The 25,472-nt window shown below is 45.7% G+C and carries 23 protein-coding genes; 13 read left to right on the top strand and 10 right to left on the bottom strand.

Going from position 1 to position 25,472, the window contains the following annotated elements; translation table 11 throughout:
- The first annotated feature begins 51 nt into the window (after positions 1-51).
- The 6 genes from glnD (at position 52) to E4T80_RS08270 (ending at position 7,679) form a co-directional block, all read left to right on the top strand.
- Complete coding sequence (gene glnD, locus E4T80_RS08295) at positions 52-2,622, top strand: bifunctional uridylyltransferase/uridylyl-removing protein GlnD (RefSeq protein ID WP_135057228.1); 2,571 nt, start codon at positions 52-54, stop codon at positions 2,620-2,622.
- Between the two features lie 166 nt (positions 2,623-2,788).
- Positions 2,789-3,421, top strand: a complete 633-nt coding sequence (gene lolB / locus E4T80_RS08290) for a lipoprotein insertase outer membrane protein LolB (protein ID WP_135057226.1) — start codon at positions 2,789-2,791, stop codon at positions 3,419-3,421.
- Positions 3,421-4,263: a 4-(cytidine 5'-diphospho)-2-C-methyl-D-erythritol kinase gene (gene ispE, locus E4T80_RS08285; protein WP_135057223.1), complete on the top strand. Its 843-nt coding sequence runs from the start codon at positions 3,421-3,423 to the stop codon at positions 4,261-4,263. Before lolB ends, ispE begins: the two co-directional genes overlap by 1 nt.
- A 24-nt stretch (positions 4,264-4,287) precedes the next feature.
- Entirely contained in the window at positions 4,288-5,238 is a 951-nt protein-coding gene (locus tag E4T80_RS08280) for a ribose-phosphate pyrophosphokinase (RefSeq protein WP_135057219.1), read from the top strand.
- Between the two features lie 137 nt (positions 5,239-5,375).
- The gene (gene pyrD, locus E4T80_RS08275; RefSeq protein WP_135057216.1) at positions 5,376-6,380 is read left to right on the top strand and encodes a quinone-dependent dihydroorotate dehydrogenase; all 1,005 of its coding nucleotides are present in this window, start codon (positions 5,376-5,378) and stop codon (positions 6,378-6,380) included.
- Between the two features lie 183 nt (positions 6,381-6,563).
- Positions 6,564-7,679: a transferrin-binding protein-like solute binding protein gene (locus tag E4T80_RS08270; RefSeq protein WP_135057213.1), complete on the top strand. Its 1,116-nt coding sequence runs from the start codon at positions 6,564-6,566 to the stop codon at positions 7,677-7,679.
- Between the two features lie 435 nt (positions 7,680-8,114).
- Here the strand turns inward: E4T80_RS08270 and E4T80_RS08265 are convergent, their stop codons facing one another.
- The 6 genes from E4T80_RS08265 to rplM all read right to left on the bottom strand — a co-directional run bounded on the left by E4T80_RS08265 (position 8,115) and on the right by rplM (position 12,033).
- The gene (locus tag E4T80_RS08265) at positions 8,115-8,888 is read right to left on the bottom strand and encodes a Zn-ribbon-containing protein (protein WP_135057210.1); all 774 of its coding nucleotides are present in this window, start codon (positions 8,886-8,888) and stop codon (positions 8,115-8,117) included.
- Positions 8,888-9,787 (bottom strand): cation diffusion facilitator family transporter, encoded by a 900-nt coding sequence (locus tag E4T80_RS08260; protein WP_135057207.1) that lies wholly within the window; start codon positions 9,785-9,787, stop codon positions 8,888-8,890. Before E4T80_RS08260 ends, E4T80_RS08265 begins: the two co-directional genes overlap by 1 nt.
- The gene (locus tag E4T80_RS08255; RefSeq protein ID WP_135057204.1) at positions 9,784-10,329 is read right to left on the bottom strand and encodes an ABC transporter ATPase; all 546 of its coding nucleotides are present in this window, start codon (positions 10,327-10,329) and stop codon (positions 9,784-9,786) included. Before E4T80_RS08255 ends, E4T80_RS08260 begins: the two co-directional genes overlap by 4 nt.
- 2 nt (positions 10,330-10,331) lie before the next feature.
- Positions 10,332-11,105, bottom strand: coding sequence for a peroxide stress protein YaaA (gene yaaA, locus E4T80_RS08250; RefSeq protein ID WP_135057201.1), 774 nt, complete (start codon positions 11,103-11,105; stop codon positions 10,332-10,334).
- Between the two features lie 91 nt (positions 11,106-11,196).
- Positions 11,197-11,589, bottom strand: a complete 393-nt coding sequence (rpsI, locus tag E4T80_RS08245) for a 30S ribosomal protein S9 (RefSeq protein ID WP_047975985.1) — start codon at positions 11,587-11,589, stop codon at positions 11,197-11,199.
- A 15-nt stretch (positions 11,590-11,604) separates the two neighbouring features.
- Positions 11,605-12,033 carry a 50S ribosomal protein L13 gene (rplM, locus tag E4T80_RS08240; RefSeq protein ID WP_047975984.1) on the bottom strand — a complete coding sequence of 143 codons (429 nt, stop codon included), beginning with the start codon at positions 12,031-12,033 and terminating at the stop codon, positions 11,605-11,607.
- Positions 12,034-12,331: 298 nt separating this feature from the next.
- Between rplM and E4T80_RS08235 the strand changes: the two genes are divergently transcribed.
- The 3 genes from E4T80_RS08235 (at position 12,332) to E4T80_RS08225 (ending at position 14,283) form a co-directional block, all read left to right on the top strand.
- A complete protein-coding gene (locus E4T80_RS08235; protein WP_135057198.1) occupies positions 12,332-12,721 on the top strand; it encodes a YhcB family protein in 390 nt (129 codons plus the stop codon).
- A 239-nt stretch (positions 12,722-12,960) separates the two neighbouring features.
- Entirely contained in the window at positions 12,961-13,437 is a 477-nt protein-coding gene (gene greA / locus E4T80_RS08230) for a transcription elongation factor GreA (RefSeq protein WP_135057195.1), read from the top strand.
- Positions 13,438-13,512: 75 nt separating this feature from the next.
- Complete coding sequence (locus E4T80_RS08225; RefSeq protein WP_135057192.1) at positions 13,513-14,283, top strand: Nif3-like dinuclear metal center hexameric protein; 771 nt, start codon at positions 13,513-13,515, stop codon at positions 14,281-14,283.
- Positions 14,284-14,328: 45 nt separating this feature from the next.
- Here E4T80_RS08225 and E4T80_RS08220 read toward each other — a convergent pair whose 3' ends face one another.
- The 3 genes from E4T80_RS08220 to icd all read right to left on the bottom strand — a co-directional run bounded on the left by E4T80_RS08220 (position 14,329) and on the right by icd (position 19,837).
- Positions 14,329-15,612 carry a citrate synthase gene (locus E4T80_RS08220; protein WP_135057189.1) on the bottom strand — a complete coding sequence of 428 codons (1,284 nt, stop codon included), beginning with the start codon at positions 15,610-15,612 and terminating at the stop codon, positions 14,329-14,331.
- Between the two features lie 107 nt (positions 15,613-15,719).
- Complete coding sequence (gene acnB, locus E4T80_RS08215) at positions 15,720-18,323, bottom strand: bifunctional aconitate hydratase 2/2-methylisocitrate dehydratase (RefSeq protein WP_228064881.1); 2,604 nt, start codon at positions 18,321-18,323, stop codon at positions 15,720-15,722.
- A 263-nt stretch (positions 18,324-18,586) separates the two neighbouring features.
- A complete protein-coding gene (gene icd, locus E4T80_RS08210; protein ID WP_135057181.1) occupies positions 18,587-19,837 on the bottom strand; it encodes an NADP-dependent isocitrate dehydrogenase in 1,251 nt (416 codons plus the stop codon).
- Between the two features lie 254 nt (positions 19,838-20,091).
- Here icd and E4T80_RS08205 point away from each other — a divergent pair, with 254 nt between their 5' ends.
- The 4 genes from E4T80_RS08205 (at position 20,092) to E4T80_RS08190 (ending at position 24,793) form a co-directional block, all read left to right on the top strand.
- Entirely contained in the window at positions 20,092-22,002 is a 1,911-nt protein-coding gene (locus E4T80_RS08205) for a TonB-dependent receptor (RefSeq protein ID WP_135057178.1), read from the top strand.
- Positions 22,003-22,063: 61 nt separating this feature from the next.
- Complete coding sequence (locus E4T80_RS08200; protein WP_135057175.1) at positions 22,064-22,849, top strand: substrate-binding domain-containing protein; 786 nt, start codon at positions 22,064-22,066, stop codon at positions 22,847-22,849.
- 215 nt (positions 22,850-23,064) lie between these two features.
- Entirely contained in the window at positions 23,065-24,063 is a 999-nt protein-coding gene (locus E4T80_RS08195) for a FecCD family ABC transporter permease (RefSeq protein ID WP_228064887.1), read from the top strand.
- Complete coding sequence (locus E4T80_RS08190) at positions 24,056-24,793, top strand: ABC transporter ATP-binding protein (RefSeq protein ID WP_135057172.1); 738 nt, start codon at positions 24,056-24,058, stop codon at positions 24,791-24,793. The genes E4T80_RS08195 and E4T80_RS08190 overlap by 8 nt, the downstream gene beginning before the upstream one ends.
- A gap of 69 nt (positions 24,794-24,862) precedes the next feature.
- Here the strand turns inward: E4T80_RS08190 and E4T80_RS08185 are convergent, their stop codons facing one another.
- Entirely contained in the window at positions 24,863-25,327 is a 465-nt protein-coding gene (locus tag E4T80_RS08185) for a hypothetical protein (protein WP_135057169.1), read from the bottom strand.
- Positions 25,328-25,472 lie beyond the last annotated feature (145 nt).

The following is a 25,472-nucleotide window of genomic DNA, read 5'->3' as shown; positions in this document are numbered from 1 at the left end:
GAGTATAGCATAATTAACCGCTTGCACTTATAGGTGATAAGAGGAATCCTTATGATAAAAAGTGAATATCTAAAAAATCGGCTTGCCGAGTTTACGCTTCAACAAAAAAATGAATTTGCCAAATGCCACGTTAATGCCCTACTCCAACAACGCAGTGATTTTTACGATCAGCTTTTGCAACAATTATGGCAACAATTCGGCTTTGCCGATCGGCAGGATCTTGCGTTAATCGCTGTGGGCGGCTATGGGCGGCGGGAGATGTTTCCTCTTTCGGACTTGGATATTTTATTGCTAACAAATACCCCACTTTCCGAACCCGATCAGATGCAATTCAACCAATTATTGAATTTATTATGGGACAGTAAATTTCAGGTCGGTTCGTCAGTACGAACCCTAACAGAGTGTTTAGACATCGGGCGGAATGAAATTTCGGTGGCGACCAATATGTTTGAAAGCCGTTTTCTGTGTGGAAACAAAGACTTATGGCAAGCGTTAATGTCGTCTCTTTATCAGCCGGATTTTTGGTCGATGCACGATTTTTTCCACGCTAAAATGGCGGAAAAAACCGAACGCTACGCCCGCTATCACAATACCAGTTACAACCTTGAGCCGGACTTAAAGCACAGCCCTGGCGGTTTACGGGATCTGCATTTGATCGCTTGGATAATGCTCCGTCAATACGGCATTCACAGTCTCGAGGCAATGAGCCAAAAAGGCATTCTTTTTCATGAAGAATATCAGGAACTTAACCACGCACAGACGGTTTTATTCCGAATGCGGTTTGCCTTGCATTTGCAGCTCAAACGCTATGATAACCGCCTGCGTTTTGATCGGCAACTGCAACTGAGTGAACAGCTTGGTTACACTGGCGAGGGTAATCAGCCTGTTGAAGCGATGATGAAAGCCTTTTTCCGAGCAACCCAATCCATTTCACAGCTTAGCCGACTGGTACTGGCACATTTTGAACAGACTATTCTGTCGCCCTTGCAAAAAAAAGGCGACAAGTTACCGCTTGATGAATGCTATTTCCTGCGGGATAACCTTATTTTCTGCCATAACCAGCGCGATTTCAGCCTGCAGCCGCAACGGATTTTAGATCTCTTTTATCATCTGACCCAACAGCCAAATGCCAAAGTGAGTACCACTACGCTACGACAACTGCGTCTTGCCCTGAAAAAACTCAACCAACCGCTCAGCGATTTACCCGAAGCCCGCCAACGCTTTCTTCGCCTCTTCAATCAACCCAGTTTTGTCCAACGGGCGATTGTACCGATGCACCAGTTAGGCGTGTTATCCGCCTACCTCCCCCAATGGCGAGACATTGAAGGGCTGATGCAATTTGATATGTTCCACCTCTACACCGTGGACGAACATACCGTGCGGGTGATGCTCAAACTGGAAAGTTTTCTCGATCCCCAAAATGCCGAAAAACACCCGCTTTGCTGCGAGTTAATGCCCCGCCTTGCCGAGCCGTCCCGTCTTTATTTGGCAGCGCTCTTTCACGACATCGGCAAAGGGCGTGAAGGCGACCACGCAACCGTCGGCGCAGCGGATATGCGACAATTTGCATTGCAGCATCAATTTAGCCCTGCAGAAGCCGATGAAATGGCGTGGCTGGTTGCCGAACATTTAACAATGTCGGTTACGGCGCAGCGGCGGGATATTCACGATGCCGAAGTGATCCGCCAATTTGCAAAAAAGGTGAAAAATCTGACCGCTTTATCCGCACTCACCTGTCTGACCGTGGCGGATATTTGCGCTACCAACGAAACCTTATGGAACGATTGGAAACGTTCGCTCTTTCTCAAATTATTCCAGCTTACCCGCCAACAACTCGCACTTGGCGATCAGTCTCTTGACACCCAAACACTCGCCCGCCAGCATCAGCAAACGGCTCTTAATCAGCTAGCTGCCGAGTTGGACGACACCGAAAATACAATACTACTTGGGTTTTGGCAGCACTGCCCATTGCACTATTTCACCCGCCACACTCCGACCCAACTGGTGTGGCACGCGATCAAATATGTGAAAAATCCGCAACTGCCGATGGTGTTAGTCAGCAATCAATATGCCCGTGGCGCAACAGAAATTTTCATTTATGCCGCCGACCAACCCCAACTGTTCGCCCGATTGGCGCAAACCCTAAGCCAGAAAAAAATAACCATTCACGATGCCCAAATCATCACCTCCGAAAACGGCTTGGTGCTAGACAGTTTTATTGTGAGTGAAATCAACGGGCAGCCACTGAATGATGATCGCAGTCGCCAAATTCATCGCGCCTTACACAATACCCTCAGCCAAACGGCAAACCAAACCTTTAAGCTGATTAAAAAACCGATTAAACATCAATCCTTTAGGCGAAAAACCAAGCTGCGTTTTTTAGCCGATTCTCACCCGAATCAAACCGCTTTTGAGCTTTTTACCCTCGACCGAGAAGGGCTACTCGCCCACATCGGTGATATTTTTAATCGGCTCTCGCTTAATTTACTCAATGCCAAGATCACCACCATTGGCGAACGGGCGGAGGATTTTTTTGTCGTCAGTAACAATCGGCAGCAAGCGCTATCCGAGGCAGAAAAGCAAGCCTTAACCGATGTGATCTTAGCCGAATTGACCCGTTAAATTATTAAGATCTGATGATTTGGGCGGGGCGTTAATCCAGCGCCTCGCCCATTCGGGCTAACATAGCGTTATGCTTTGCAACATAATATTGCAAAAAATACAGCAAAACCGACCACTTTCGGCTATACTTTTAGCCCACCTTCTTAATTGTTAGACTGACTATCCAATGAACGCATTTAAAACCCTACTTTTTTGTGCTGTGCCGTTAGCCTTGGCAAGCTGTTCCTCCATTTTGAACGAGCCGACCGAAGTAGCACTCCCGACCCAGCAGATCCCGCACGATGATGCACAATGGCAGCAACATTTAACCAAATTAAAGCAAATCACTGCTTTTTCTGCCAAAGGTCAATTTGGTTACATTTCGCCGGAAGAACGCTTTTCCTCCCATTTTGATTGGCAGTATAAAAATCCTACGACGTTCAGTTTTACGATGTCGTCCAATCTATCCAGTAAATCCTTGAAATTACAGCGTAACCCACGGGGGCTGACGATTTCGGACAGCGAGGGCAACTCCCGCACCGAGCAAGATATGGACAGTTTAATGAAAGAGATCATCGGTGTCGCTTTTCCTATCGATCAATTTGCCTACTGGATCAAAGGGCTGCCGGAATTAGACAAACCGTATGTGGTGAACGAAAAACGTCAGCTCGCGCAATTCCGCTATCCCCTCAACGACAGCATTTGGACGGTGAATTATATTGAATATCACGAAGATCGTCAGCCAAACCTGCCGAAATTGATTGTGCTGGAAAACGGCACGCAAACCTTAAAAATTCGCTTAACCGAGTGGAGTTATTGATGGCAGACACATTCCGTTTTCCCAGCCCGGCGAAGCTCAATCTGTTCCTCTACATCACCGGCAAGCGGGCAGATGGCTACCACGAATTGCAAACCCTGTTTCAATTCTTGGATTTCGGCGATGAGTTAGCGATTACCCCCACTCAAGACGGCAAAATTACCTTGCTCAACCCGTTAGCCGATGTCCCGACCGAGCATAATTTAATCTATCGGGCGGCAACATTATTACAACAACAGACCGCTTGCAAACTGGGGGCAAACATCGCCTTAACCAAACGATTACCAATGGGCGGTGGCGTGGGGGGCGGCTCGTCCAATGCCGCTACCGTGTTGGTTGCGCTCAATCAGCTATGGCAAACGGAGTTATCCCTTGAAAAACTGGCTGAAATAGGGCTGACATTGGGTGCTGATGTGCCAGTCTTCGTACGGGGCTTCGCTGCCTTTGCCGAAGGGGTCGGCGAAAAATTATCCCCCTGCTCGCCACCTGAAAAATGGTATGTCGTGCTGAAACCCAATGTCGCCATTTCTACCGCCCGCATATTCAACCACCCCGACCTGCCCCGCAATACGCCTGTACGCTCAATGACGGAATGTCTAGCCCAACCGTGGGCAAACGATTGCGAAAAAATTGTGCGGGATCAATATTCAGAGGTTGAAGAATTGTTAGCTTGGTTGGTACAATATGCACCGTCTCGGCTCACCGGCACTGGTGCTTGTGTATTTGCCGAAGTTGAAAGTGAAGATGAAGCCCGCCGGCTGTTTGCCCAAAAGCCCCGCAATGTTGAGGGTTTTGTGGCGAAAGGGCAAAATATTTCACCTTTACATCAATCATTATTTCCTTAATAAATACCCAGAGGTTCCCCTAAAATGCCTGACATTAAACTCTTCGCAGGAAACGCTACTCCCGAACTAGCAAAACGAATTGCTGAACGTCTTTATATTTCCCTTGGCGATGCAACCGTAGGTCGTTTCAGTGACGGCGAAATCCAAGTACAAATCAATGAAAATGTACGTGGCGGAGATATTTTTATTGTGCAATCGACCTGTGCACCGACTAACGATAATTTGATGGAATTGATCGTAATGGTTGATGCCCTTCGCCGAGCCTCTGCCGGTCGTATCACGGCTGTTATCCCTTATTTTGGCTATGCCCGTCAAGATCGCCGTGTCCGTTCCGCCCGTGTGCCGATTACAGCGAAAGTGGTGGCAGATTTTCTCTCCAGTGTGGGCGTAGATCGTGTGCTTACTTGCGATTTACACGCAGAACAAATTCAAGGTTTCTTTGATGTGCCGGTCGATAACGTGTTTGGTTCACCGGTTTTAATTGAGGATATTGTGAAGAAAACCGATTTAGTCAATCCGATCGTGGTTTCACCGGATATTGGCGGTGTGGTGCGTGCCAGAGCGATTGCAAAACTGCTTAACGATGCCGATATGGCGATTATCGATAAACGTCGCCCGAAAGCCAATGTTGCCCAAGTAATGCACATTATCGGTGATGTTGCCGATCGTGATTGTATCCTCGTTGATGATATGATCGACACCGGCGGCACACTGGTGAAAGCAGCCGAAGCCTTAAAAGAACGCGGCGCTCGCCGTGTATTTGCCTATGCAACCCACGCAGTTTTCTCCGGCACGGCAGCGAAAAACTTGGCTAACGAAGCATTAGATGAGGTTATCGTTACCGACACGATCCCGCTTTCGGCGGAAATCCGTGCGTTAAACAAAGTGCGTGTATTGACGCTATCCGGTATGCTTGCCGAAGCTATTCGTCGCATCAGCAACGAAGAATCGATCTCGGCGATGTTCAGCCACTAATTGAAAAAGCCCAACAATGCGTTGGGCTTTTTCATACTTCGCATCAATAACCTAGCGGGCAGCTATCGTTCGCTAATAGAAATCAAATTGACCGCACTCTCTTTTACAAGCGGTCGGATCTCGGAAAAATATTACAAATGCTCTATCCTCTTATACGCAAAGCATTGTTTGCGATGGAGGCGGAAAACGCCCATCAATTTTCATTACAAGCATTGAAATGGCTCGGCTATCTGCCCAATTTACAGCCGATCCCGCATAATCCCGTAACCGTTATGGGACTGAGCTTTCAAAACCCGATTGGGCTTGCCGCCGGTGCGGATAAAAACGGTGAAGCGATTGACGGTTTTGCCAAACTCGGTTTCGGTTTTATTGAGGTTGGGACAGTAACCCCCGTTGCTCAAGACGGTAATCCCCGCCCCCGCCAATTCCGCTTACTTGAGGCACAAGGCATTATTAACCGTAACGGTTTCAATAACTTAGGCGTTGATGTGTTGATTGAAAACGTCAAAAAATCCCATTATCAAGGCGTTCTCGGCATTAACATTGGCAAAAACGCCACCACGCCGATTGAACGAAGCTGGGACGATTATCAAATTTGTCTACGTAAAGTGTATCAGCACGCAAGCTATATCACCGTCAATATTTCTTCGCCAAATACCAAAAACCTGCGCTCACTCCAATATGGCGAAGCACTGGACGAGTTACTGAAATCGTTGAAAGCCGAACAACGACAGCTCGCCGATCGACAAGGGGTTTACAAGCCGTTAGTTCTGAAAATTGCACCGGATTTATCCGCTGACGAGATTGCCTCTGTTGCCGATAGTCTGATCCGTCATCAGATTGATGGGGTGATTGCGGGCAACACCACGCTCTCCCGCGAAGACGTTATCGGCTTGCCTCACGCCGAACAGCAAGGCGGCTTGAGCGGCAAACCGTTGAATACCCTTAGCACACACGTTATTCAGCAGCTCGCTCAAGAGCTGAAAGGAAAAATTCCGATTATTGGCAGCGGCGGCATTCACTCCGTGCAATCGGGGCAAGCCAAAATTGATGCCGGTGCAAGCCTGTTGCAACTCTATTCGGCAATGGTCTATCAAGGCCCTCGTTTAATTCGAACGCTTGCCCAAAATATTCAAGTGTAATCCGATAATCAGGCATTCTCATTTGGTGATTGCCTGATTTCATCTAACTTATCGTTAACAGCCGATCTGTGTTCAAAAATAAATTATGCCCATTTGAAAAAATAAATGACCGACCGTGTAATTTAAGGTCGGCTTATCCGTCTAACGAAGGTTTATTTTTAGTAGTACATCTATGAGGTCAATATGAATCAACAAAACATATTTAAAACTGCATTTGCTATTTTAGTTTCCCTTGGCGTTGTCGCGTGTTCATCTTCACACTCCGACACCTCAGCTAAACAGAGCGAAAAGCACTCGTTATCCCCCCAACAAAAAAAGAGTGATGGTCAAGTACAATCAGAAAATACCCCTTATCAACCACCAGTGGAAGAACAGCCTAAAGCGACACCGCATAAAACCAATAACCCAACACAGACGGAAGCTCAACCTCATCAACCACTCGCAGAGGAACAACCTAAAGTAGCATCATCTAAAACAGATAAGCCGATGCAGTCGGGAGCTCAACCTAATCAACCATTAGAGAAAGAGCAACCAAAAGCGACATCTAAAACAGACAACCCGACACAACCGGAAACTTCGCCTAACGAAGCGGCAAAGAGCCAGCCAATCGCTGATAAACCACAATCAGATACTATGCCTATGCCACCACAAAATCTACCTCAAGAGAATAAACCTCAATTAGTGATGACACTCCACAGCTCATCAGACGTAAATGATACGAAATCGGCTCTCAATGATCTTGGTCAATATCTCGATATTGATAACAGTGGAAAATTAATCCCGCTCACTAAACTGAACGATGTTAATCACGCGCTATTATTCAATTTCAATCAACATTCTCTATCTAATAACCATTATCAAGCATTTGGGACGTACCTAAAAAATGAGGATAACCCGATGGCATTCAGCGTTGGTTACCACACCCCACAAAACGCTATCCCAACTAGCGGAAAGGTTGATTATTATGGCGCGGCTATCACCTATACTGCTGATAAAGGTTATACACCGCACGCAGCCACTTTTACAGCAAACGTCGATTTCGCCGAAAAAACCATTGATTTAAACGTAGAAAATACGGTGAATGCCGGCGTGCGTACCCCGGAATTTGATTTTAAAGCCACGGCGAAATTAGCTGCCGATAGAAACCATTTTGAAGGAACATTAACACCGTCAACAGCTAGTATCCTTACAGAAGGCACAATTAAAGGGGCATTCTATGGGTCTAAGGCAGAAGAAATCGGCGGTACATTTGACGCAAAAGGAAAAGCGTACGGCGCATTTGGCGGACGACGGGAATAGGAGTAAGCGAAACTTTAGCCTTAAATATGCATAGGCATTCGGTAACAAACCGCATTTTCATAACTTAAAGGCATATTTATAACAAATATGCCTTTAATATTATGTCGCCTTTGCACAAGCTATAGATAGGGACGCCACGCTGACGTCCGTTTAACTTCATTTCAATATTATGTAGCAGTTACACAAAGTTGTTTTTTGTTCGCTTGTAGGGACACACTGTGTGTGTCCGGATTTTAACCTATTGAAATAATTTGATTTTTATAAAGGACACACGCAGTGTGTCCCTACAATTCTGTTAAAATTTCTATTTTTGTGCATTTGCTACATAATACCGCTTCATTTTGAAAATATCCTATGCCCCTCCGTTAAATCGCAGTCCTAATATCCCATCTGCTCTAAACAATTTTTGCCAAAAAACAGCGTTGAACCGCCCGCTTACCCCTGTACTTCCCAGCTTAAATTTGAGATCAAACGGCAGTGGTCGCATTTGAAATGGAAAATTTGGTGTAATGGTTCGCTGAGTCGCCAGTCTCTCTGACAACTTGGGCAACGGCGGCTATGCTCTAACTCACTATTTTTCCCCAAGCGATAGAGATAGTAATAGGTTGGGATTCCGGTTTGCTGTTCTAGCTGACGGCATAATCTTTGCCCCTGTCGGCTTAAATGACTGGAATGATCACTGATTTCGGCAAGTGCTGCCGTTTCTAACACGCTACCGTTCATCTGAAGCTGATCGCAGGCTTGCCAATCTTCCTGCCATTTGATAATCGCTTCACTTAATTCAGCGGAAATCCCCAAACGATAGAGCGGCTGTGGGCAGAAATCCTCTCCATTATAGACCGGCGAGCAACTGTCCAAATGCGTGGTATAAAGCAGTTGAAAAGCCGGGCGGGACGGTGGGCTGGTTTGCTCCGCATTATAATCCCGCCCAATAATTTCGACTGACTGCCACACAATGCCCTGCTCTCTAGCGTAGGCAATCGCCTGTGCGACCCTCTCATTTTGCCATTTCAGTTCTAAGCTCTCTTGTTCCGGCACGGCAACACGCAGCTGAAATTCGACATCTTCCACACCTTGATGATAGGTAATACCAACTTCCCGCCCAATAATTTGCCCGTTATACCGCCATTGCTCGACAATTTGGTTAATTAACTGCACCGGATCTTGCTCAAAATCCCGATAATGAAACCGTACGATGGCTTGATACATTATGCCCCCTGTGCCATTCGTTCTTGTTGTACAATGCTGGTCGGTTCTTGGTGAATCATCACTTCAGAAAGCGGAAAGGCTGCCAGTAATTTCTGTTCAAGGCTATCGGTAATCTCGTGTGCAACCACAAGCGGCAGTTCATCGTCCAGTTCTAAATGTAACTGAATAAACCGCACAGCCCCTGCCCGTCTGGTTTTCAGATCGTGAATGCTAATGATGCGAGGGTGCTCCAACGCAATAGCCCAAATGCGATCCACCTCGTCTTGCGGCAAGGCTTGGTCGAGCAATGATTGCATCGCCTGCCACAACATTTTCGCCGCGCTCACCAAAATATAAAGGGCAATCCCTATCGCAAAAATCGCATCGGCAAACACCACACCGTATAGGTTGAGTAACATTGCCACCAAAATCGCCGCATTCATATACAGATCTGTTTGATAATGGAGTGAATCCGCTTGAATTGCGGGGCTTTCCGTTAAGCGTACCACTTTGCGTTGATACCACACTAAAATTGCCGTTAGAGCGATCGAAATCAGACTGATGGCAATCCCCAGTTCACTGGCTTGCACCAGTTGTGGCTCGGTCAAACGCTGAATGCCCTGCAGCAATAAAAACGCCGCCGAGCCGGTAATAAAGGCACTTTGCGCCAGTGCCGCAAGGGATTCCGCTTTGCCGTGCCCAAAGGTATGGTTATCGTCCGCCGGCTGTAAAGCAAAACGTAACACGAGAATATTGGTTGCCGATGCGAATAAATCAACCAACGAATCGGTCATTGCCGCTAAGATCGCCATCGATCCGGTTTTCCACCACGCGAAGGCTTTAATCACAATCAAAATCACTGCGACGGCAATCGCAAGGGTTGCCGCCCGCTTAACATATTTTTCATACTGTTGGGTCATTTTCTACACTCCATCAGCCAAGGTAACTGCGCCAAACGCTGGGCTAATTCTTCGAGTATCCGTAGGTAAGCGGTCGGTTGTTGACGATTTTTTGCAAAATCCGACCGCTTGTCTGCAAATTGCATTTGTCCGAAGCCGCAGGCAAATTCACGCCCACGTGTAACTTCAAGCTGATAATTGTGAAAACGTGCGGTCGGCGGGTATAGCACTTGGCTTCGCAATTCATTGCCGGCAAGATGCACGTTTGCTTGGGTATGCGGCTGTTTGGCAAAGCTCTGTTGCCGTAACCTTTGCCGTTCTGCCAGAGTACGCCCTTGAGCATTGCGATCTAAAAAAATCAAAAAGCCTTGCTGCCAATTATCCGGATTTTTGGCTGAACCTTGCGGTAGATAGAGGATTTGACGCATTTCATCAAGCTGATTATCCAAAGCCATTTCAAATACCTTATCCGCAAATCGGACTTCGGTCGGTACGGCAAATTGTCCGTGCTGTACACTGCAGCCCGTCAATAAACCGCTCAACAAGGCTATTTTACGCAACATTGTCACGCTTCCTCTCGCTTAAACACAAGTTCCGTTTCGCTAGATTGCTGTTCGTCAAACCAGTAGCCGCCATAATTGAAATCTTTCAACTGTTCTACATTTTTTGGTTGATGTTCCAGCATAAACCGCACCATCATTCCCCGTGCTTTCTTCGCATAGAAGCTGATCACCTTATATTTGCCGTTTTTTTGATCGAGGAAAACAGGCTTAATAATAGTAGCGTGTAATTGAGTTGGCTTGACCGCATTAAAATATTCATCCGATGCCAAATTAACTAAGATATTATCCCCTTGCTCATCAATCGCCTGTTGCAAATGCGCTGTGATAATCCCGCCCCAAAATGCGTAAAGATCTTTGCCTTGCGGATTAACAAGCCTTGTCCCCATTTCCAAGCGATACGGCTGCATTAAATCTAACGGTTTAAGCAAGCCATATAATCCCGATAACATTCGCAAATGGCGTTGAGCATACTCTACCTGCTCTATTGATAAGGTTTCCGCCGCCAATCCCGTATATACATCGCCTTTAAAGGCAAATAATGCCGGTTTGGCATTGTCAAGGTGATGCTCTAATTGCCACTCGGCAAAACGTGCGACATTCAGACTCGCGAGTTTATCGCTAATCGACATCAATGATGCCAATTCCGCAGGACTAAACTGTTGGCAAATCTCGATAAGTTGTTGGCTGTAAGCGGTCAGTTGTGGTTGGGAAAATGCAAAACCTTCAATCTTTGTCTCAAAACCCAAGGTTTTCGCAGGGGAAATAATCGCAAGCATAACGGAATACCTCTATAAAATTGATGGGCTATCATAGCTTAAAACTAAAAAAGGCAGGAAAATTCCTGCCTTCTTGAAAACGAAAATATGATTAACGTTTGCTGTATTGTGGACGACGACGTGCTTTGTGTAAACCCACTTTTTTACGCTCAACGCGGCGAGCGTCGCGAGTAACGAAGCCTGCAGCACGGAGTGCCGGACGTAATGTCTCATCGTACTCGATCAATGCGCGTGTGATACCGTGACGGATCGCACCAGCTTGACCTGAAATACCACCACCTTTTACGGTGATGTATAAGTCTAATTTATCAGTTAACTCAACTAATTCTAACGGTTGACGAACTACCATTCGTGCAGTTTCACGACCGAAGTAAACTTCTAAAGAACGTTGGTTGATGGTAATGTTACCACTGCCCGGTTTGATAAATACACGAGCTGAAGAGCTTTTGCGGCGACCTGTGCCGTAGTTTTGATTCTCTGCCATTTTTCTGCTCCGTGATTAGATGTCTAAAACTTGTGGTTGTTGCGCAGCGTGGTTATGTTCGCTACCCGCATACACTTTTAATTTACGGAACATTGCACGCCCCAACGGACCTTTTGGCAACATACCTTTTACCGCAATTTCAATCACTGCTTCCGGACGACGAGCGATCATTTCTTTGAAGGTTGCATCTTTGATACCACCTACATAGCCAGTGTGCCAGTAGTAGATTTTGTCAGTTTCTTTTTTACCTGTTACCGCTACTTTGTCCGCATTGATGACGATGATGTAATCGCCTGTATCAACGTGCGGTGTGTACTCAGCCTTGTGTTTACCACGAAGACGGCGTGCTAATTCAGTAGCTAAACGACCTAAAGTTTTACCTGTCGCATCTACTACATACCAGTCACGTTTTACTGTTTCTGGTTTTGCTACAAAAGTTTTCATTCTAATTAAATACCAAAATTTAAATGTTTATACCCAATATCAGAAGATATTACCTAATACGGTTAGAATCCGACCCCTTCGAGTCAATTCTGACCAACTTATGTGGCGGGAATACCACATAAAAACAGGGTGACCAAATTATACAGATATTTTAGGGAAAAGCGAATGTTTTTTTAAGTAATTTCACATTTTGTAGGCTATCTCAAATTTTTTAAATTCAAACCGAAATTTAGCTTCTCTCCATAGCGAGAAAATGGTAAAAATAAGCACGTTTTTATCGAAATATTAAGGAGTTACTATGCAGTGGTCAAATGATGTTTGGTTGGCAATTATTGCGGCTTTTGTCATTGGGGTGATTATCGGCTATGTCATCTTGCGTGCAACTAATGTAAGTATGCAAAAACAGCATAAGTTAGAGCAAGAACTCAAAGCCGCCAATACCAAAATCGACGAGCAAAAAACACAATTAGAAAAACATTTCGAGCAATCCGCCAGCTTGTTAGCGACCCTTGCAGAAGATTACAAAAAGCTCTACACCCATTTAGCCGAAGGATCGCAAACCTTGCTCCCAGAGGAGTCGGATAAGATTGCTTTTTTCCAACAACCTCAACTTGAGGAAAAAACGCCGGAAAATGACGATCAACCGAAAGATTATTCCGAGGGCTCGTCAGGCATATTGAAATCCTAATGTTACCTGTACACGCGGTCTGATTTCTCCCCAATATTGCAAAACCTCGTATTTAGCGAGGTTTTTTATTAGAAAGCTATAACGCATAATCCTAAACCATTACACTGCAAATTCATAATGAAGGTTGATATTTTATGAAAGACAATGAATAATACCGCTATTTATTTAACGATATGACAGACTAGATTGCCAAAACCTATGCGGTTTTGGTTTCTTTTTGCATCAAAGAAGGAGTAATAATGCAACAAATTCCAATGACTGTTCGTGGCGAAGCCTTATTGCGTGAAGAGTTAGAGCATCTCAAAAATGTGCGCCGTCCTGAAATTATTAAAGCGATTGCCGAAGCCCGTGAACACGGTGATTTAAAAGAGAACGCCGAGTACCACGCAGCCCGTGAGCAGCAAGGCTTTTGCGAAGGGCGTATCCAAGAAATCGAGGGTAAATTAAGCAATGCCCAAATTATTGATGTAACCAAAATGCCTAATCAAGGTAAGGTGATTTTTGGTGCGACCGTAACCTTGCTCAACACCAACACAGAAGACGAAGTAACCTATCGGATTGTAGGCGATGACGAAGCCAATATCAAAGAGGGGCTTATTTCCGTCAATTCACCGATTGCCCGTGGTTTAGTCGGTAAAGAAGTGGACGATACCGTGAATATCAAAACACCCGGCGGTAATATTGAGTTTGATATTATTGAGGTAAATTACACCTAACGGCAATGTTCGGCTTGGTTTCGCAAGAAAATCCGCTAAACCGCCCGCTTGTTTCACCCTATAAAAGGAGCAGAAATGCTGACTAATCTTGAACTTGAACAGATACTCGATGAAAAACTCAACAGTAAAATGATTGCAGATTATGCCCCGAACGGTTTGCAAGTCGAGGGCAAACGGCAAATCCGTAAAATCATTACCGGCGTAACGGCAACTCTCCCGCTTATTGAGCAGGCGGTAGCGAAACAAGCTGATGCCGTTTTGGTGCATCACGGCTATTTTTGGAAAAGTGAAAACCCGTGCATTCGGGGAATGAAAGGAAAGCGGATTAAGCAGCTATTGGCTAACGATATCAATTTATTTGCCTACCACCTGCCCCTTGATATTCACACAGAATTAGGCAATAACGCCCAACTTGCCAAACAGATTGGGGCGATCAACTTGCAAGGATTGGAAGATAAAGTCCACTCTATTCCGGCAGTAGCGGAATTTGAGCAACCGATTTCGGCAACGGAACTTGCCGAACGTTTGGAACGTGCACTCAAGCGCAAGCCAACGGTTTGCCACGAATTTACAGCGGAATTTCCACAAAAACGCATCAAAAAAGTGGGGATTTGTAGCGGTGGCGGACAAGGTTATATTGACTTAGCCTACCAAAAAGGTTGCGATGCATTTATCAGTGGCGAAATTTCCGAACAAACCACGCATTCCGCAAGGGAACAAGGCATTTATTATTTTGCCTGTGGGCATCACGCGACTGAACGAGACGGCGTGAAAGCACTAGGTGAATGGTTAGCCGAACACTATCAACTGGACGTGGAATTTATTGATATTGATAATCCCGCTTAATCGAACCAAAGTAAAAGGTCTAGCCAAATGGCTAGACCTTTTTGCTTAGGATTCAATATGACGTTCTGTATGCCCGGTGTAAATTTGTCTTGGGCGAACGATTTTTAGGCTCTCTTCGTTCATCTCTTTCCAGTTGGCAATCCAGCCGACCGTTCTCGCCAACGCAAAAATCACGGTGAACATTGAAGTCGGAATACCGATAGCCTGTAAAATAATGCCGGAATAGAAATCGACATTCGGGTAGAGTTTACGCTCAATAAAATACGGATCGCTCAATGCAATACGTTCTAATTCCATCGCCACTTCAAGCAACGGCGTGCTAACGCCTAGCTCTTTTAAGACTTCGTGGCAGGTTTCACGCATTACTTTTGCTCTCGGATCGTAATTTTTATAGACACGATGCCCAAAACCCATTAAGCGGAACGGATCGTTCTTATCTTTCGCACGGGCAACAAACTCCGGAATCCGATCGACCGAACCGATTTCCTGTAACATTTTAATACAGGCTTCGTTTGCGCCACCGTGTGCCGGCCCCCAGAGTGAAGCAATTCCCGCTGCGATACACGCAAACGGATTCGGACCGGAAGAGGCAACGCCACGTACCGCTGAAGTTGACGCATTTTGTTCGTGATCGGCGTGTAGGGTAAAAATACGATCCATTGCACGTTCTATGACCGGATTGACCACATAAGGCTCACAAGGGGTTGCAAACATCATATACAAGAAATTGCCTGCATAAGATAAGTTATATTGCGGGTACATAAACGGACGACCGATGCTGTATTTATAACACATTGCCGCCAAGGTCGGCATTTTTGCTAACAACCTAATCGCCGTTTTATAACGGGAATCCTTACAATCAATTTTTAATTCATCATTATAGAAGGCAGCTAATGCACTACTCGCCGCACACATTACCGCCATTGGGTGAGAATCGCGGCGGAAACCTTGGAACAGGCGGGTAAATTGTTCATTAACCATATAGTGCGATGAAATTTCTTTTTGGAATGCTGTCAACTGTTCTTCATTTGGCAACTCGCCTTCCAACAGTAAATAGGCAACTTCAAGATAGCTTTTGTGCATTGCTAACTCATCAATCGGGTAGCCACGGTGCAACAAAATACCTTCATCGCCGTCAATATAGGTGATGCTGGATTCACATAATGCGGTTGAGGTTAAACCTTGGTCATAGGTGAAAAGTTGTTGTTTTTGTAATGCTTCCACGCCGATTGCATCATAGCCTAAATTACTTTGATAAACCGGTAAGGCAAATTGACGACCATCACTTAAACGCAATTCTGCGGTTAATGTTGGATGTAGTTTTGGCATAGAATCCTCCTGTTAGGTATTGTTCTCGTTACGAGCATTTTTATCATCTAAAACGGAAACAAGCGGTCGGTTTGCTTATTTTTCCTGCAATCCGACCACTTGTCGGATTAAGCAGCAGTTTGGAAAATCAGCCCTTCTGCTTTTTTCATATATTGATTGATTTGGTCAAAATTCATATAACGGTAGGTATCGTCTTTGTCATCAGCTAAATGCTCCACATAGTGCAGATACTCTTCTGGGGTTGGAATACGTCCCAGTAACGCACATACTGCCGATAGCTCTGCCGAGGCAAGATACACAAACGCACCTTTACCCATTCGATTCGGGAAATTACGGGTAGAAGTGGAGATCACCGTTGCGCCGTCCGCCACGCGGGCTTGATTGCCCATACAGAGTGAGCAGCCCGGAATTTCAATTCTTGCTCCGCTCTTACCGTAAATGCTGTAATAACCTTCTTCGGTCAACAGTGCGGCGTCCATTCGTGTTGGCGGTACAATCCACAAACGTGTCGGAATCATTCCTTGATATTGATTGAGCAATTTCCCGGCGGCACGGAAATGCCCGATATTTGTCATACAAGAACCGATAAACACTTCATCAATCTTGTTGCCTTGCACTGCAGACAAGGTGCGGGCATCGTCCGGATCATTCGGCACACATAAAATCGGCTCTTTAATTTCATTGAGATCGATCTCAATCACGGCAGCGTATTCCGCATCTTCATCTGCTTCCAGTAACGTTGGGTTTTCCAACCACGCTTCCATTGCACGAATCCGGCGCTCAAGGGTGCGTACATCGCCGTAGCCTTCGGCAATCATCCATTTCAACAGGACAATATTGGAATTGAGGTATTCAATAATCGGTTCTTTGTCTAACTTGATCGTACAAGCGGCTGCCGAGCGTTCCGCCGAGGCATCGGAAAGTTCAAATGCCTGCTCGACTTTCAGATGCTCTAGCCCCTCAATTTCTAAAATGCGACCGGAGAAAATATTTTTCTTGCCAGCTTTTTCAACGGTGAGTAAGCCTTGCTGAATGGCATAATACGGAATAGCGTGTACTAGATCCCGCAACGTAATACCCGGCTGCATTTCACCTTTAAAGCGAACCAACACTGACTCCGGCATATCTAGCGGCATTACCCCCGTTGCTGCCGCAAAGGCGACCAAACCTGAACCGGCAGGGAAAGAAATCCCGATCGGGAAGCGAGTATGCGAGTCGCCGCCCGTACCAACGGTGTCCGGTAACAACATTCGGTTGAGCCAAGAGTGGATAACGCCATCACCTGGGCGAAGGGACACACCGCCACGGTTCATAATAAAATCAGGTAATGTATGGTGGGTAACCACATCTACCGGCTTCGGATAGGCCGCCGTATGGCAGAATGATTGCATCACCAAATCCGCTGAAAAGCCCAAGCAAGCGAGATCTTTTAATTCATCACGGGTCATTGGGCCGGTGGTATCTTGTGAGCCGACACTGGTCATTCTTGGTTCGCAATACTGTCCGGCACGAATGCCTTCTACCCCGCAGGCTCTGCCGACCATTTTCTGAGCGAGGGTATAGCCCTTGCTGTTTTGCGTAGAGGTTTGCGGTTTGACGAACACATCGCTTTCCGGCAAGCCAAGTTCGAGGCGGGCTTTGTGGGTTAAGCCTCGTCCGATAATCAATGGAATCCGACCGCCTGCCCGCACTTCATCAAGCAATACGTCGGTTTTTAAACTAAATTCAGCGATCACTTCTTCGCTATTATGCTTGCAGATTTTACCTGCGTAAGGGTAAAGGTCGATCACATCGCCCATATTCAAGCGGCTGACATCGACTTCAATCGGTAACGATCCCGCATCTTCCATTGTATTGAAAAAAATCGGGGCGATCTTACCGCCTAACACTACGCCGCCGGCTCGTTTATTCGGGATATACGGAATATCATCGCCCATCAACCACAGCACAGAGTTCGTTGCCGACTTACGAGAAGAACCTGTGCCGACCACATCACCGACATACACCAACGGGAAGCCTTTTTGTTTCAACTCGGCAATCTGTTTCATCGGCCCAATCACGCCTGCTTGATCGGGAATAATGCCGTCCCGCTCATTTTTTAACATTGCTAAGGCGTGCAACGGAATGTCAGGGCGAGACCACGCATCTTGTGCCGGAGAGAGATCATCGGTATTGGTTTCCCCCGTTACTTTAAACACTGTCAAAGTAATTTTTTCGGCGAGTTTCGGGCGGGACAAAAACCACTCCGCATTTGCCCAAGAGTGCAAAATTTGCTGTGCAAACGGGTTACCTTTCTTGGCTTTATCGGCAACATCGTGGAAGTTATCAAACATCAGCAGGGTCGTAGAAAGGGATTCAACAGCGAGGGGGGCAAGTTCGGGATTATCCAATGCGTTGAGCAGTGGTTCAATATTATAGCCACCTTGCATTGTGCCGAGCAGTTTAACGGCATCTTGGGCGGAAATCAGCGGTGATGTTGCATCTCCATTGATTAAAGCGGATAGAAAAGAGGCTTTTACATACGCCGCTTCGTCCACCCCTGCCGGAATGCGATGGCAGAATAACTCCAACAAAAATGCACCGTCATTTTCCAAGGGTGCTTTTAACAATTCTATCAATTGCGCTGTTTGCTCCGCATTAAGCGGTAAGGGAACAACACCTTGTTTGGCACGTTCATCAACGTGTGCTTGATATTCGGTTAAGAATGACATAATTCAGATCTCCACTTCAAAAATAAATGGGTAAAATGAAAGATAGGGCAATCATAGCAAAGGGGGCTAAAATAACAAGCCATTTACACAATAATTTTTACATTTTGATAACAACTTCACAAAATTCATTAAAATAACTTGCCAAGCCCGACATAAAGCTAAAATCACACCACCTTTCGTTTTAAACAAGGACAATTTTTAAATAAAAAACCGCCTATCACCTTTCAATGACAGACGGCTTCATTTAAGGAAAATGTAAAATTTTACATATTTGCAACAATGTCTTGTGCAAATTCAGCGGTAGAACGGAGGGTTGCACCCTCTAATGTTTCCGCAAAATCAAATGTTACCGTCTTATTCGCAATGGTCTGAGAAACGGCTTTCACGACTAAATCCGCCGCTTCTACCCAGCCTAAATGTCGGAGCATCATTTCGCCGCTGAGAATAATCGATCCCGGATTAGCTTTATTCTGCCCTGCAATTTTCGGTGCTGTACCGTGAGTCGCTTCAAAAATAGCAACTTCAAAGCCGATATTTGCCCCCGGCGAAATCCCGATACCGCCCACTTGAGCCGCTAAGGCATCGGAGATATAGTCTCCGTTCAAGTTAAGGGTTGCAATCACATCATAATCCGTTGGGTGCAATAAAATTTCTTGTAAAAACGCATCGGCAATGCTGTCTTTAATCACAATCTCACGACCGGTCTTCGGATTTTTTAATCTATGCCAAGGCCCGTTATCGATTGGCTCTGCCCCAAATTCTTTCGCCACTTGGTAGCCCCACTCTTTGAAAGCCCCTTCGGTAAATTTCATAATATTGCCTTTATGCACGAGCGTAAGCGATGATCGATCGTTATCGATCACATATTGCAATGCCGCACGCACCAAGCGTTGTGTACCTTGCTTAGACACCGGCTTAATCCCTATGCCGCACTCTTGTGGGAAACGGATCTTTTTCACGCCCATTTCATTTTGTAAAAAGGCGATCACTTTGTCTGCCTCTTGCGAACCGGCTGCCCACTCTACGCCGGCGTAAATATCTTCGGAATTTTCACGGAAAATTACCATATCGACTAATTCAGGGTGTTTCACCGGACTTGGTGTCCCCTCGTAGTAGCGAATCGGGCGTAGGCAGTTATATAGATCCAACCCTTGACGCATTGCCACATTTAACGAGCGAATCCCACCGCCGACCGGTGTCATCAGCGGCCCTTTAATCGCAATATGGTAGGTTTTAATCAGTTCAAGGGTTTCGTCCGGCAGCCACGTATTTTCGCCATAAACTTGATTGGCCTTTTCACCGGCATAAATTTCCAACCACTCAATTTTGCGGGAGCAACCATAGGCTTTTTCCACCGCCGCATCAATCACAACCCGCATTGCCGGCGTAACATCGACACCGATGCCGTCCCCCTCAATAAAAGGGACAATCGGACGGTTCGGGACATTTAACGAGCCGTCTTGATTTAAGGTAATTGCTTGACCGTCCGTTGGGGGAGTTACTTTGTGTTGCATTGTCGTTTCCTCAATAATTGTTAAACCACTGGCAAGTGCCGAAACTGCGTTATGCACCGTTGCCTAACCATTCACCCAAGTATAATCATTTTTTCGGCATAGCATCACAAATAATTTACAAAATTGTGAATTACTTAACAAAATTGTTGAAATCTCGGCAAAACAAGCGGTCAATTCCGTGGGATTTTTTACCAAAAACAGCGTAGTATTTCGTGTATAATATCGCCTCGCATTTTTTAATATGGAAACACAATATGTATAAAAATCTTATCACCACTGCCCTGCTGCTGAGCTTACCTCATCTTGCGGCTGCTCAAACGGCACTTGAGCCAATCAATGTCTATTCCGCCTATGCCGCACCGGTCAATCAGGACAAAACCGCTTCATCGGTTACGGTTCTAACCGAAAAAGAGTTCATTGCCCGCAACGCGACCTACGTCAGTGATGTATTAAAAACCGTGCCGGGTGTTGCATTTATCGCCTACGGCGGACGAGGCACATTAACCAACCTCTATTTACGGGGCGCAAATACGAATCAGGTTGCAGTGGTAATTGACGGGGTGAAAATGTCGCCGGTCGATAATATGGGATTTAACTTTGGCGGGTTACCGTTAAGCAATATTGATCGCATTGAAGTGCTGCGAGGCGAGCAATCTGCCCTTTGGGGATCCGATGCAATGGGCGGTGTGATTTACATCACCACCAAAAGCGGTTTATACCAAGATAAAGGCTTCAATCTCGATGTCGATTTAGGCACGGGATCGCACCGCACTCGAGATGCTTCGGCAACGCTTTTAGGACATCAAAACGGTTTTTACTATGCTTTACACGGCGACAGCCACCGCACCCGCGGCATTTCCGCAAAAAGTACCTCTCATTTCCACTATCAATCCGTTACCGGCACGCATTTCCAAACGGGCGGTGCAGTCGAAAAAGATCGCTTTCACAAAGATAATGCCTCATTAAAAATCGGCTTTGATGACGGCAAAAAAGGCGTTGAACTTCTAACCAACCACGCCTCTCAAACCTTCGCTTTTGATAACAGCATCAACCACGAAACACATTTTGACGACAACAGCCGTATCCGAGAAACCTTGTTTAAATTAAGCGGTTATGTGGGGGGTGATGACGATATTGTCAAACAGAAAGTCAGCGTAAGCCATCTTAAAACGGACAGCGACACGCACGAGTACAGCAGCTACACAACCTCCGTCGGACATTCCGCCTATGATGCCAAAAAACTCAATGCTAATTATCAATTAGATATTCACTTCGATCGTGAGGGTGATATCACGCAAGCGGTCAGTTTATTGGGCGAATATCAAAAAGCCGATTACCTTTCAAGCAATTATAACGGCGCAGAGAAAAAGCTGATTGAGAAAAGTATTGCAGCAGAATACCGCCTGTTTAGCCAAGCGGATCATAGTTTGGCGATTAGCGGACGCTTTACCGATAACGATCGCTACCAAAATGCGTGGACGGGTCGAATTACCGGTGCTTATCGCTTCTCGCCTCATCTCAAAGCACACGCCAGTTTAGGCACAGCCATTCAAAATCCGACCATTACCGACTATTTCGGCTATTTCGGCACTTACCAAGCCAATCCGACACTCAAACCGGCAAAAAGCCTTGGCGGTGAACTCGGTGTATTGCTGGAAAGCAGCGACAAAGCCCACAGCTTAGATTTGACCTATTTTGCCCGTAATGTGAAACAATTCATCAGCGCCAATTCAACCTATACGCAATCCATTAACCTTGACGGCACAACCCAAATCAAAGGGATGGAAATTGCTTATACGGGTAAATTCAGCCAAACCTTAAGCGGATTTGCCAACTACACTTACACTAACGCACACAATAGTCAAAAAATGGCGTTACCTATGCGGCCAAAACACACGGCAAACGCAGGGTTAAGCTACCAAATCACCGATAAACTCGGTTCAAACGTTAGCCTGTCTTATGTTGGTAAACGCATTGATACCTACCCGCACCGCACTAAAATGCCGTCGTATACCTTGGTGAACGTTGGTGTGAACTATCAGCTCGTGCCTAGCCTCAATGTGTATGCGAACCTCAATAACCTGTTCGACAAACAATATGAAAACCACCTTGACTACGGTCAAGACGGGCGTAATGTTTACGTCGGGCTAAAAGGCAACTTCTAATTTGCCTGTTCTCAGGGACGCACAGCGTCCCTCTTTTTGAAAACGTCTTAGCGCAAAGCAAATGATGAAATATCTTTATCTTCTGCCCCTTCTGTTGTTATCCGTTACCGATGGGCGGGCGGAGCAATTTGTTTCTCTCACCCTGTGTAGCGACCGCCTGCTGATTGAAATTGCCCGTTCTGAACAAATTGCAGCGATGTCTGCGTATTCAAAAAAGCCACTGATGATGTTGGATAAAGTGAACACGGATAAGCCTGCTCTTGAAGCACAGCTCACCGCACTACTGCCCTATTTGGATAAAACCATTCTGCTCAATACGCAATTCTACCCGCAGCTAACCAACGATTTAACCCGATTGGGCGTGAAGATTATCCCGATTAACGACAGCCCCCAAACCCCGGAACAACTGTTTGCTTTGATACGCCAACTCGGCGAACTGACCGATAATACGGCGCACGCCGAACGGCTGATTTCACAGCTAACATTGCAAGATTTTGCCCTTAACTCACCGCTTACCGATACGCTCGTTATCTCAGAAACCGGTGTGGCGGACACCAACCAACCGCCCTACCGCACCCTGTTAAATTTACTTGGATTAACGCCGCTCAATAGCGATCTCCCTGTGCAAAATCTCTCCCTTGAGAAGATTTTACTCAGCCAACCGAACTGGCTAATTTCATTAACGGATAAACAGACCTACAACGCTCAATCCGCATTGCTCACCCATTCGGCATTACAAAAAATCTTCGCTAACCGACCGCTTGCCACCCTACCGATGAAATACACCTATTGCTTCGATCACGGTATTTGGCAAGGGGCGGAAAGGCTGTATCGGCAGATGAAATAAGACAACTTATCTTTATAGCGAGGCTTCGCAATTAACATATAAATTAGAAATTGAAAGATAAAAATCAACATAGATTTGGCATTGATATGCAGCGAATTTCTATCGTAAACTAGTGTTAAATTAACTTTCTTTACAATTATTTTTAAACCTACTAACTATTAGAAGAATATATAACAGACAACAGAATATATTTTAGATACAAATAAAAAATAATGATGAAATCTTATAGAACAATATTTCACTCCAATAAATTAAACAGCATTTTACTCTTATGTCTGCTTTTAATCGTTATATTGGCAGCCAATCACCAACTTGATAACTTCGCCGCCCTACGCAATGCCGAAGGTATCATCAGCGATTTCCGCCCGCTCGTGCTATGGGATATTCGCCTGCCCCGCCTATTATTAGCAGTGATTACAGGCGCAAGTCTGGCATTAGCCGGCAACGCAATGCAGGGCGTTTTCCAAAATCCCCTCGCCAGCCCCGGTTTGCTCGGCAGTGCTAACGGTGCAACCGCCGTCAGCGTCTTTCTACTCTACTATTTTTCCATTCCTGCAGGCTTATTGCTTCTCGGCGGTGTACTGGGGGCATTAATCAGCTTTGCATTAGTCTATCTGATTGCCCATAAGCAAGGCACAACGGTGATGATTTTAAGCGGCATAGCAGTCAATATGCTATTAGGCTCGGCAATTGCCCTGCTACTCTCCAATGCAGAAAGCCCGTGGGCATTGGCAGAACTCTATCGCTGGCTACAAGGCTCGTTAGTTTGGGCAAAAATGGATACCTTGCTCTTGTCGCTCCCCATTATATTACTCGGCAGTTTATGCCTTTACCGACAACGCCGCTATCTTGATTTACTCACATTCGGTGAAGAAACGGTTGCCACAATGGGTATTGCCCCGAAACGTAGCTTTTTTATCACCGCACTTGGCGCGGCACTGCTGGTCGGCGCAACCATTCCGCAAACGGGGACGATCGGCTTTATCGGCTTAATTGCCCCCCATTTTGCCCGAATGTTACTCAAAAAACGTCCGTCCCAACTTTATGTGAGCAGTGCGTTAATCGGGGCTTTATTGCTGCTCATTGCCGATCTTAGCGTGCAATATCTCCCCCTATTCTCACATATCTACATTGGGACGCTCACCGCGATTATTGGCGCGCCCGTGCTGATTTGGATTTTACTCACGCAACAACGGAGGCTTGCCCGTGATTAAGGTTGAAAATGTTAGCCAGTCCTACGGCTTAACCAATGTAAGTTGCCATATCCCACAGGGTAAATTAGTCGGCATAATGGGGGCAAACGGCGCAGGCAAATCCACGCTATTGAAAAGTATTGCCGGCATCTTACCGCTTGCAAGCGGTCAAATTTGGCTAAATACTTGCAAATTAACCGAAATGACCGCCCGCCAAAAAAGCGAGCAGTTGGCATATCTGGCACAAAATACTGCTATTCAATGGGACTTATCCGCCTATGACGTGATTGCGTTAGGTTTGCCTTTCCCGCTCAAGCCCAAGTATGAGCAGGAAAAAGTGCGGTCGATTTCAAACAGATTTTCTGTTTCCGCCTTATTGGATAAACCCTTTCAGCAACTTTCAGGCGGTGAAAAAGCCCGTGTACAACTGGCACGTTGCTGTATTAAAAATGCCCCATTACTGCTTGCTGACGAGCCAATCGCTTCGCTCGATCCTTATTATCAGCTCGACATTATGGAGCAGCTTAAATCCCTCACGCCCAAACAGACGTGCGTGGTGGCTATCCATCATTTATCTCTGGCGTATAAGTTTTGTGATAAAGTGATTTTACTGGATAAAGGCAAAGTACTCGCCTGTGGTGAAACACAAGCGGTGCTAAATGCTGAAAATCTTGCAAAAGCCTTTGGCGTGCGTGCCGAATTTGATTTAGTGCGAAAAGAGATATTGGGTATAGAGAAGTTGGAAAGCTAATGCCAACTTCTTGGATTGTTAGGAAAATTGGAAGTCGATTTCCTATTTAAAAAATCAACCATACAATCGCTAACCTTCTTTACAACTCAGCCAACGCACCTGTGTGCCTTGATCGTTTTTATAATAGGTCGAACTATGCTGGCGTGCGACTAAATCCACAACGCTCCCCTCAATCGGCTGATAGGAACGGTAAATGACCTCAAATTTCGAATCGCGTGTATTTAACGCTCGGTTCTCAATATGATCAAACGGCACTGGCTTACCCCCATCTAACTGAAAATAGATCCCAAAATTCTCTTTCAAACGACTCTCTCTTGAAAGCGGGAAATAGGTTGTTAAATAAGAGGTAGATTGAGTTTCGATATTTTGACAAATATAGTAATAGCGTTTATAAGCGATGGGATTATTGAGTTCCGCTTGGGTAATGTTTTCTTTTAAGAAACGGGTTTTAACGGGTTTCTTCGGCGGCTGTGTCGTGCAGGCAAAGAGAACAAAAAACATAGCCAAAAGGAAAAGTCGTTTAAGTTTGTTCATTGTCAAACAAGTAAATAGGAAATCAGGTAGCGTATGATAGCGGAAATCGGAAAGAGTGCAAGTTTGAGGAAATGACGATTGGAAATTGAGTTCCTATTTATAGAAAAATTTTACAAATTGGAAATTAACTTCCAATTTTTATTAG

The organism is Muribacter muris (assembly GCF_004569585.1).
Classification (GTDB): Bacteria; Pseudomonadota; Gammaproteobacteria; order Enterobacterales; family Pasteurellaceae; genus Muribacter; species Muribacter muris.
This window is presented reverse-complemented; position numbering and strand designations above follow the sequence as displayed.

Excerpts from the sequence above, each read along its gene's own strand:
- glnD (WP_135057228.1), top strand. The coding sequence starts at position 52 with ATGATAAAAAGTGAATATCTAAAAAATCGGCTTGCCGAGTTTACGCTT.
- lolB (WP_135057226.1), top strand. The coding sequence starts at position 2,789 with ATGAACGCATTTAAAACCCTACTTTTTTGTGCTGTGCCGTTAGCCTTG.
- ispE (WP_135057223.1), top strand. The coding sequence starts at position 3,421 with ATGGCAGACACATTCCGTTTTCCCAGCCCGGCGAAGCTCAATCTGTTC.
- E4T80_RS08280 (WP_135057219.1), top strand. The coding sequence starts at position 4,288 with ATGCCTGACATTAAACTCTTCGCAGGAAACGCTACTCCCGAACTAGCA.
- pyrD (WP_135057216.1), top strand. The coding sequence starts at position 5,376 with ATGCTCTATCCTCTTATACGCAAAGCATTGTTTGCGATGGAGGCGGAA.
- E4T80_RS08270 (WP_135057213.1), top strand. The coding sequence starts at position 6,564 with ATGAATCAACAAAACATATTTAAAACTGCATTTGCTATTTTAGTTTCC.
- E4T80_RS08265 (WP_135057210.1), bottom strand. The coding sequence starts at position 8,888 with ATGTATCAAGCCATCGTACGGTTTCATTATCGGGATTTTGAGCAAGAT.
- E4T80_RS08260 (WP_135057207.1), bottom strand. The coding sequence starts at position 9,787 with ATGACCCAACAGTATGAAAAATATGTTAAGCGGGCGGCAACCCTTGCG.
- E4T80_RS08255 (WP_135057204.1), bottom strand. The coding sequence starts at position 10,329 with ATGTTGCGTAAAATAGCCTTGTTGAGCGGTTTATTGACGGGCTGCAGT.
- yaaA (WP_135057201.1), bottom strand. The coding sequence starts at position 11,105 with ATGCTTGCGATTATTTCCCCTGCGAAAACCTTGGGTTTTGAGACAAAG.
- rpsI (WP_047975985.1), bottom strand. The coding sequence starts at position 11,589 with ATGGCAGAGAATCAAAACTACGGCACAGGTCGCCGCAAAAGCTCTTCA.
- rplM (WP_047975984.1), bottom strand. The coding sequence starts at position 12,033 with ATGAAAACTTTTGTAGCAAAACCAGAAACAGTAAAACGTGACTGGTAT.
- E4T80_RS08235 (WP_135057198.1), top strand. The coding sequence starts at position 12,332 with ATGCAGTGGTCAAATGATGTTTGGTTGGCAATTATTGCGGCTTTTGTC.
- greA (WP_135057195.1), top strand. The coding sequence starts at position 12,961 with ATGCAACAAATTCCAATGACTGTTCGTGGCGAAGCCTTATTGCGTGAA.
- E4T80_RS08225 (WP_135057192.1), top strand. The coding sequence starts at position 13,513 with ATGCTGACTAATCTTGAACTTGAACAGATACTCGATGAAAAACTCAAC.
- E4T80_RS08220 (WP_135057189.1), bottom strand. The coding sequence starts at position 15,612 with ATGCCAAAACTACATCCAACATTAACCGCAGAATTGCGTTTAAGTGAT.
- acnB (WP_228064881.1), bottom strand. The coding sequence starts at position 18,323 with ATGTCATTCTTAACCGAATATCAAGCACACGTTGATGAACGTGCCAAA.
- icd (WP_135057181.1), bottom strand. The coding sequence starts at position 19,837 with ATGCAACACAAAGTAACTCCCCCAACGGACGGTCAAGCAATTACCTTA.
- E4T80_RS08205 (WP_135057178.1), top strand. The coding sequence starts at position 20,092 with ATGTATAAAAATCTTATCACCACTGCCCTGCTGCTGAGCTTACCTCAT.
- E4T80_RS08200 (WP_135057175.1), top strand. The coding sequence starts at position 22,064 with ATGATGAAATATCTTTATCTTCTGCCCCTTCTGTTGTTATCCGTTACC.
- E4T80_RS08195 (WP_228064887.1), top strand. The coding sequence starts at position 23,065 with ATGAAATCTTATAGAACAATATTTCACTCCAATAAATTAAACAGCATT.
- E4T80_RS08185 (WP_135057169.1), bottom strand. The coding sequence starts at position 25,327 with ATGAACAAACTTAAACGACTTTTCCTTTTGGCTATGTTTTTTGTTCTC.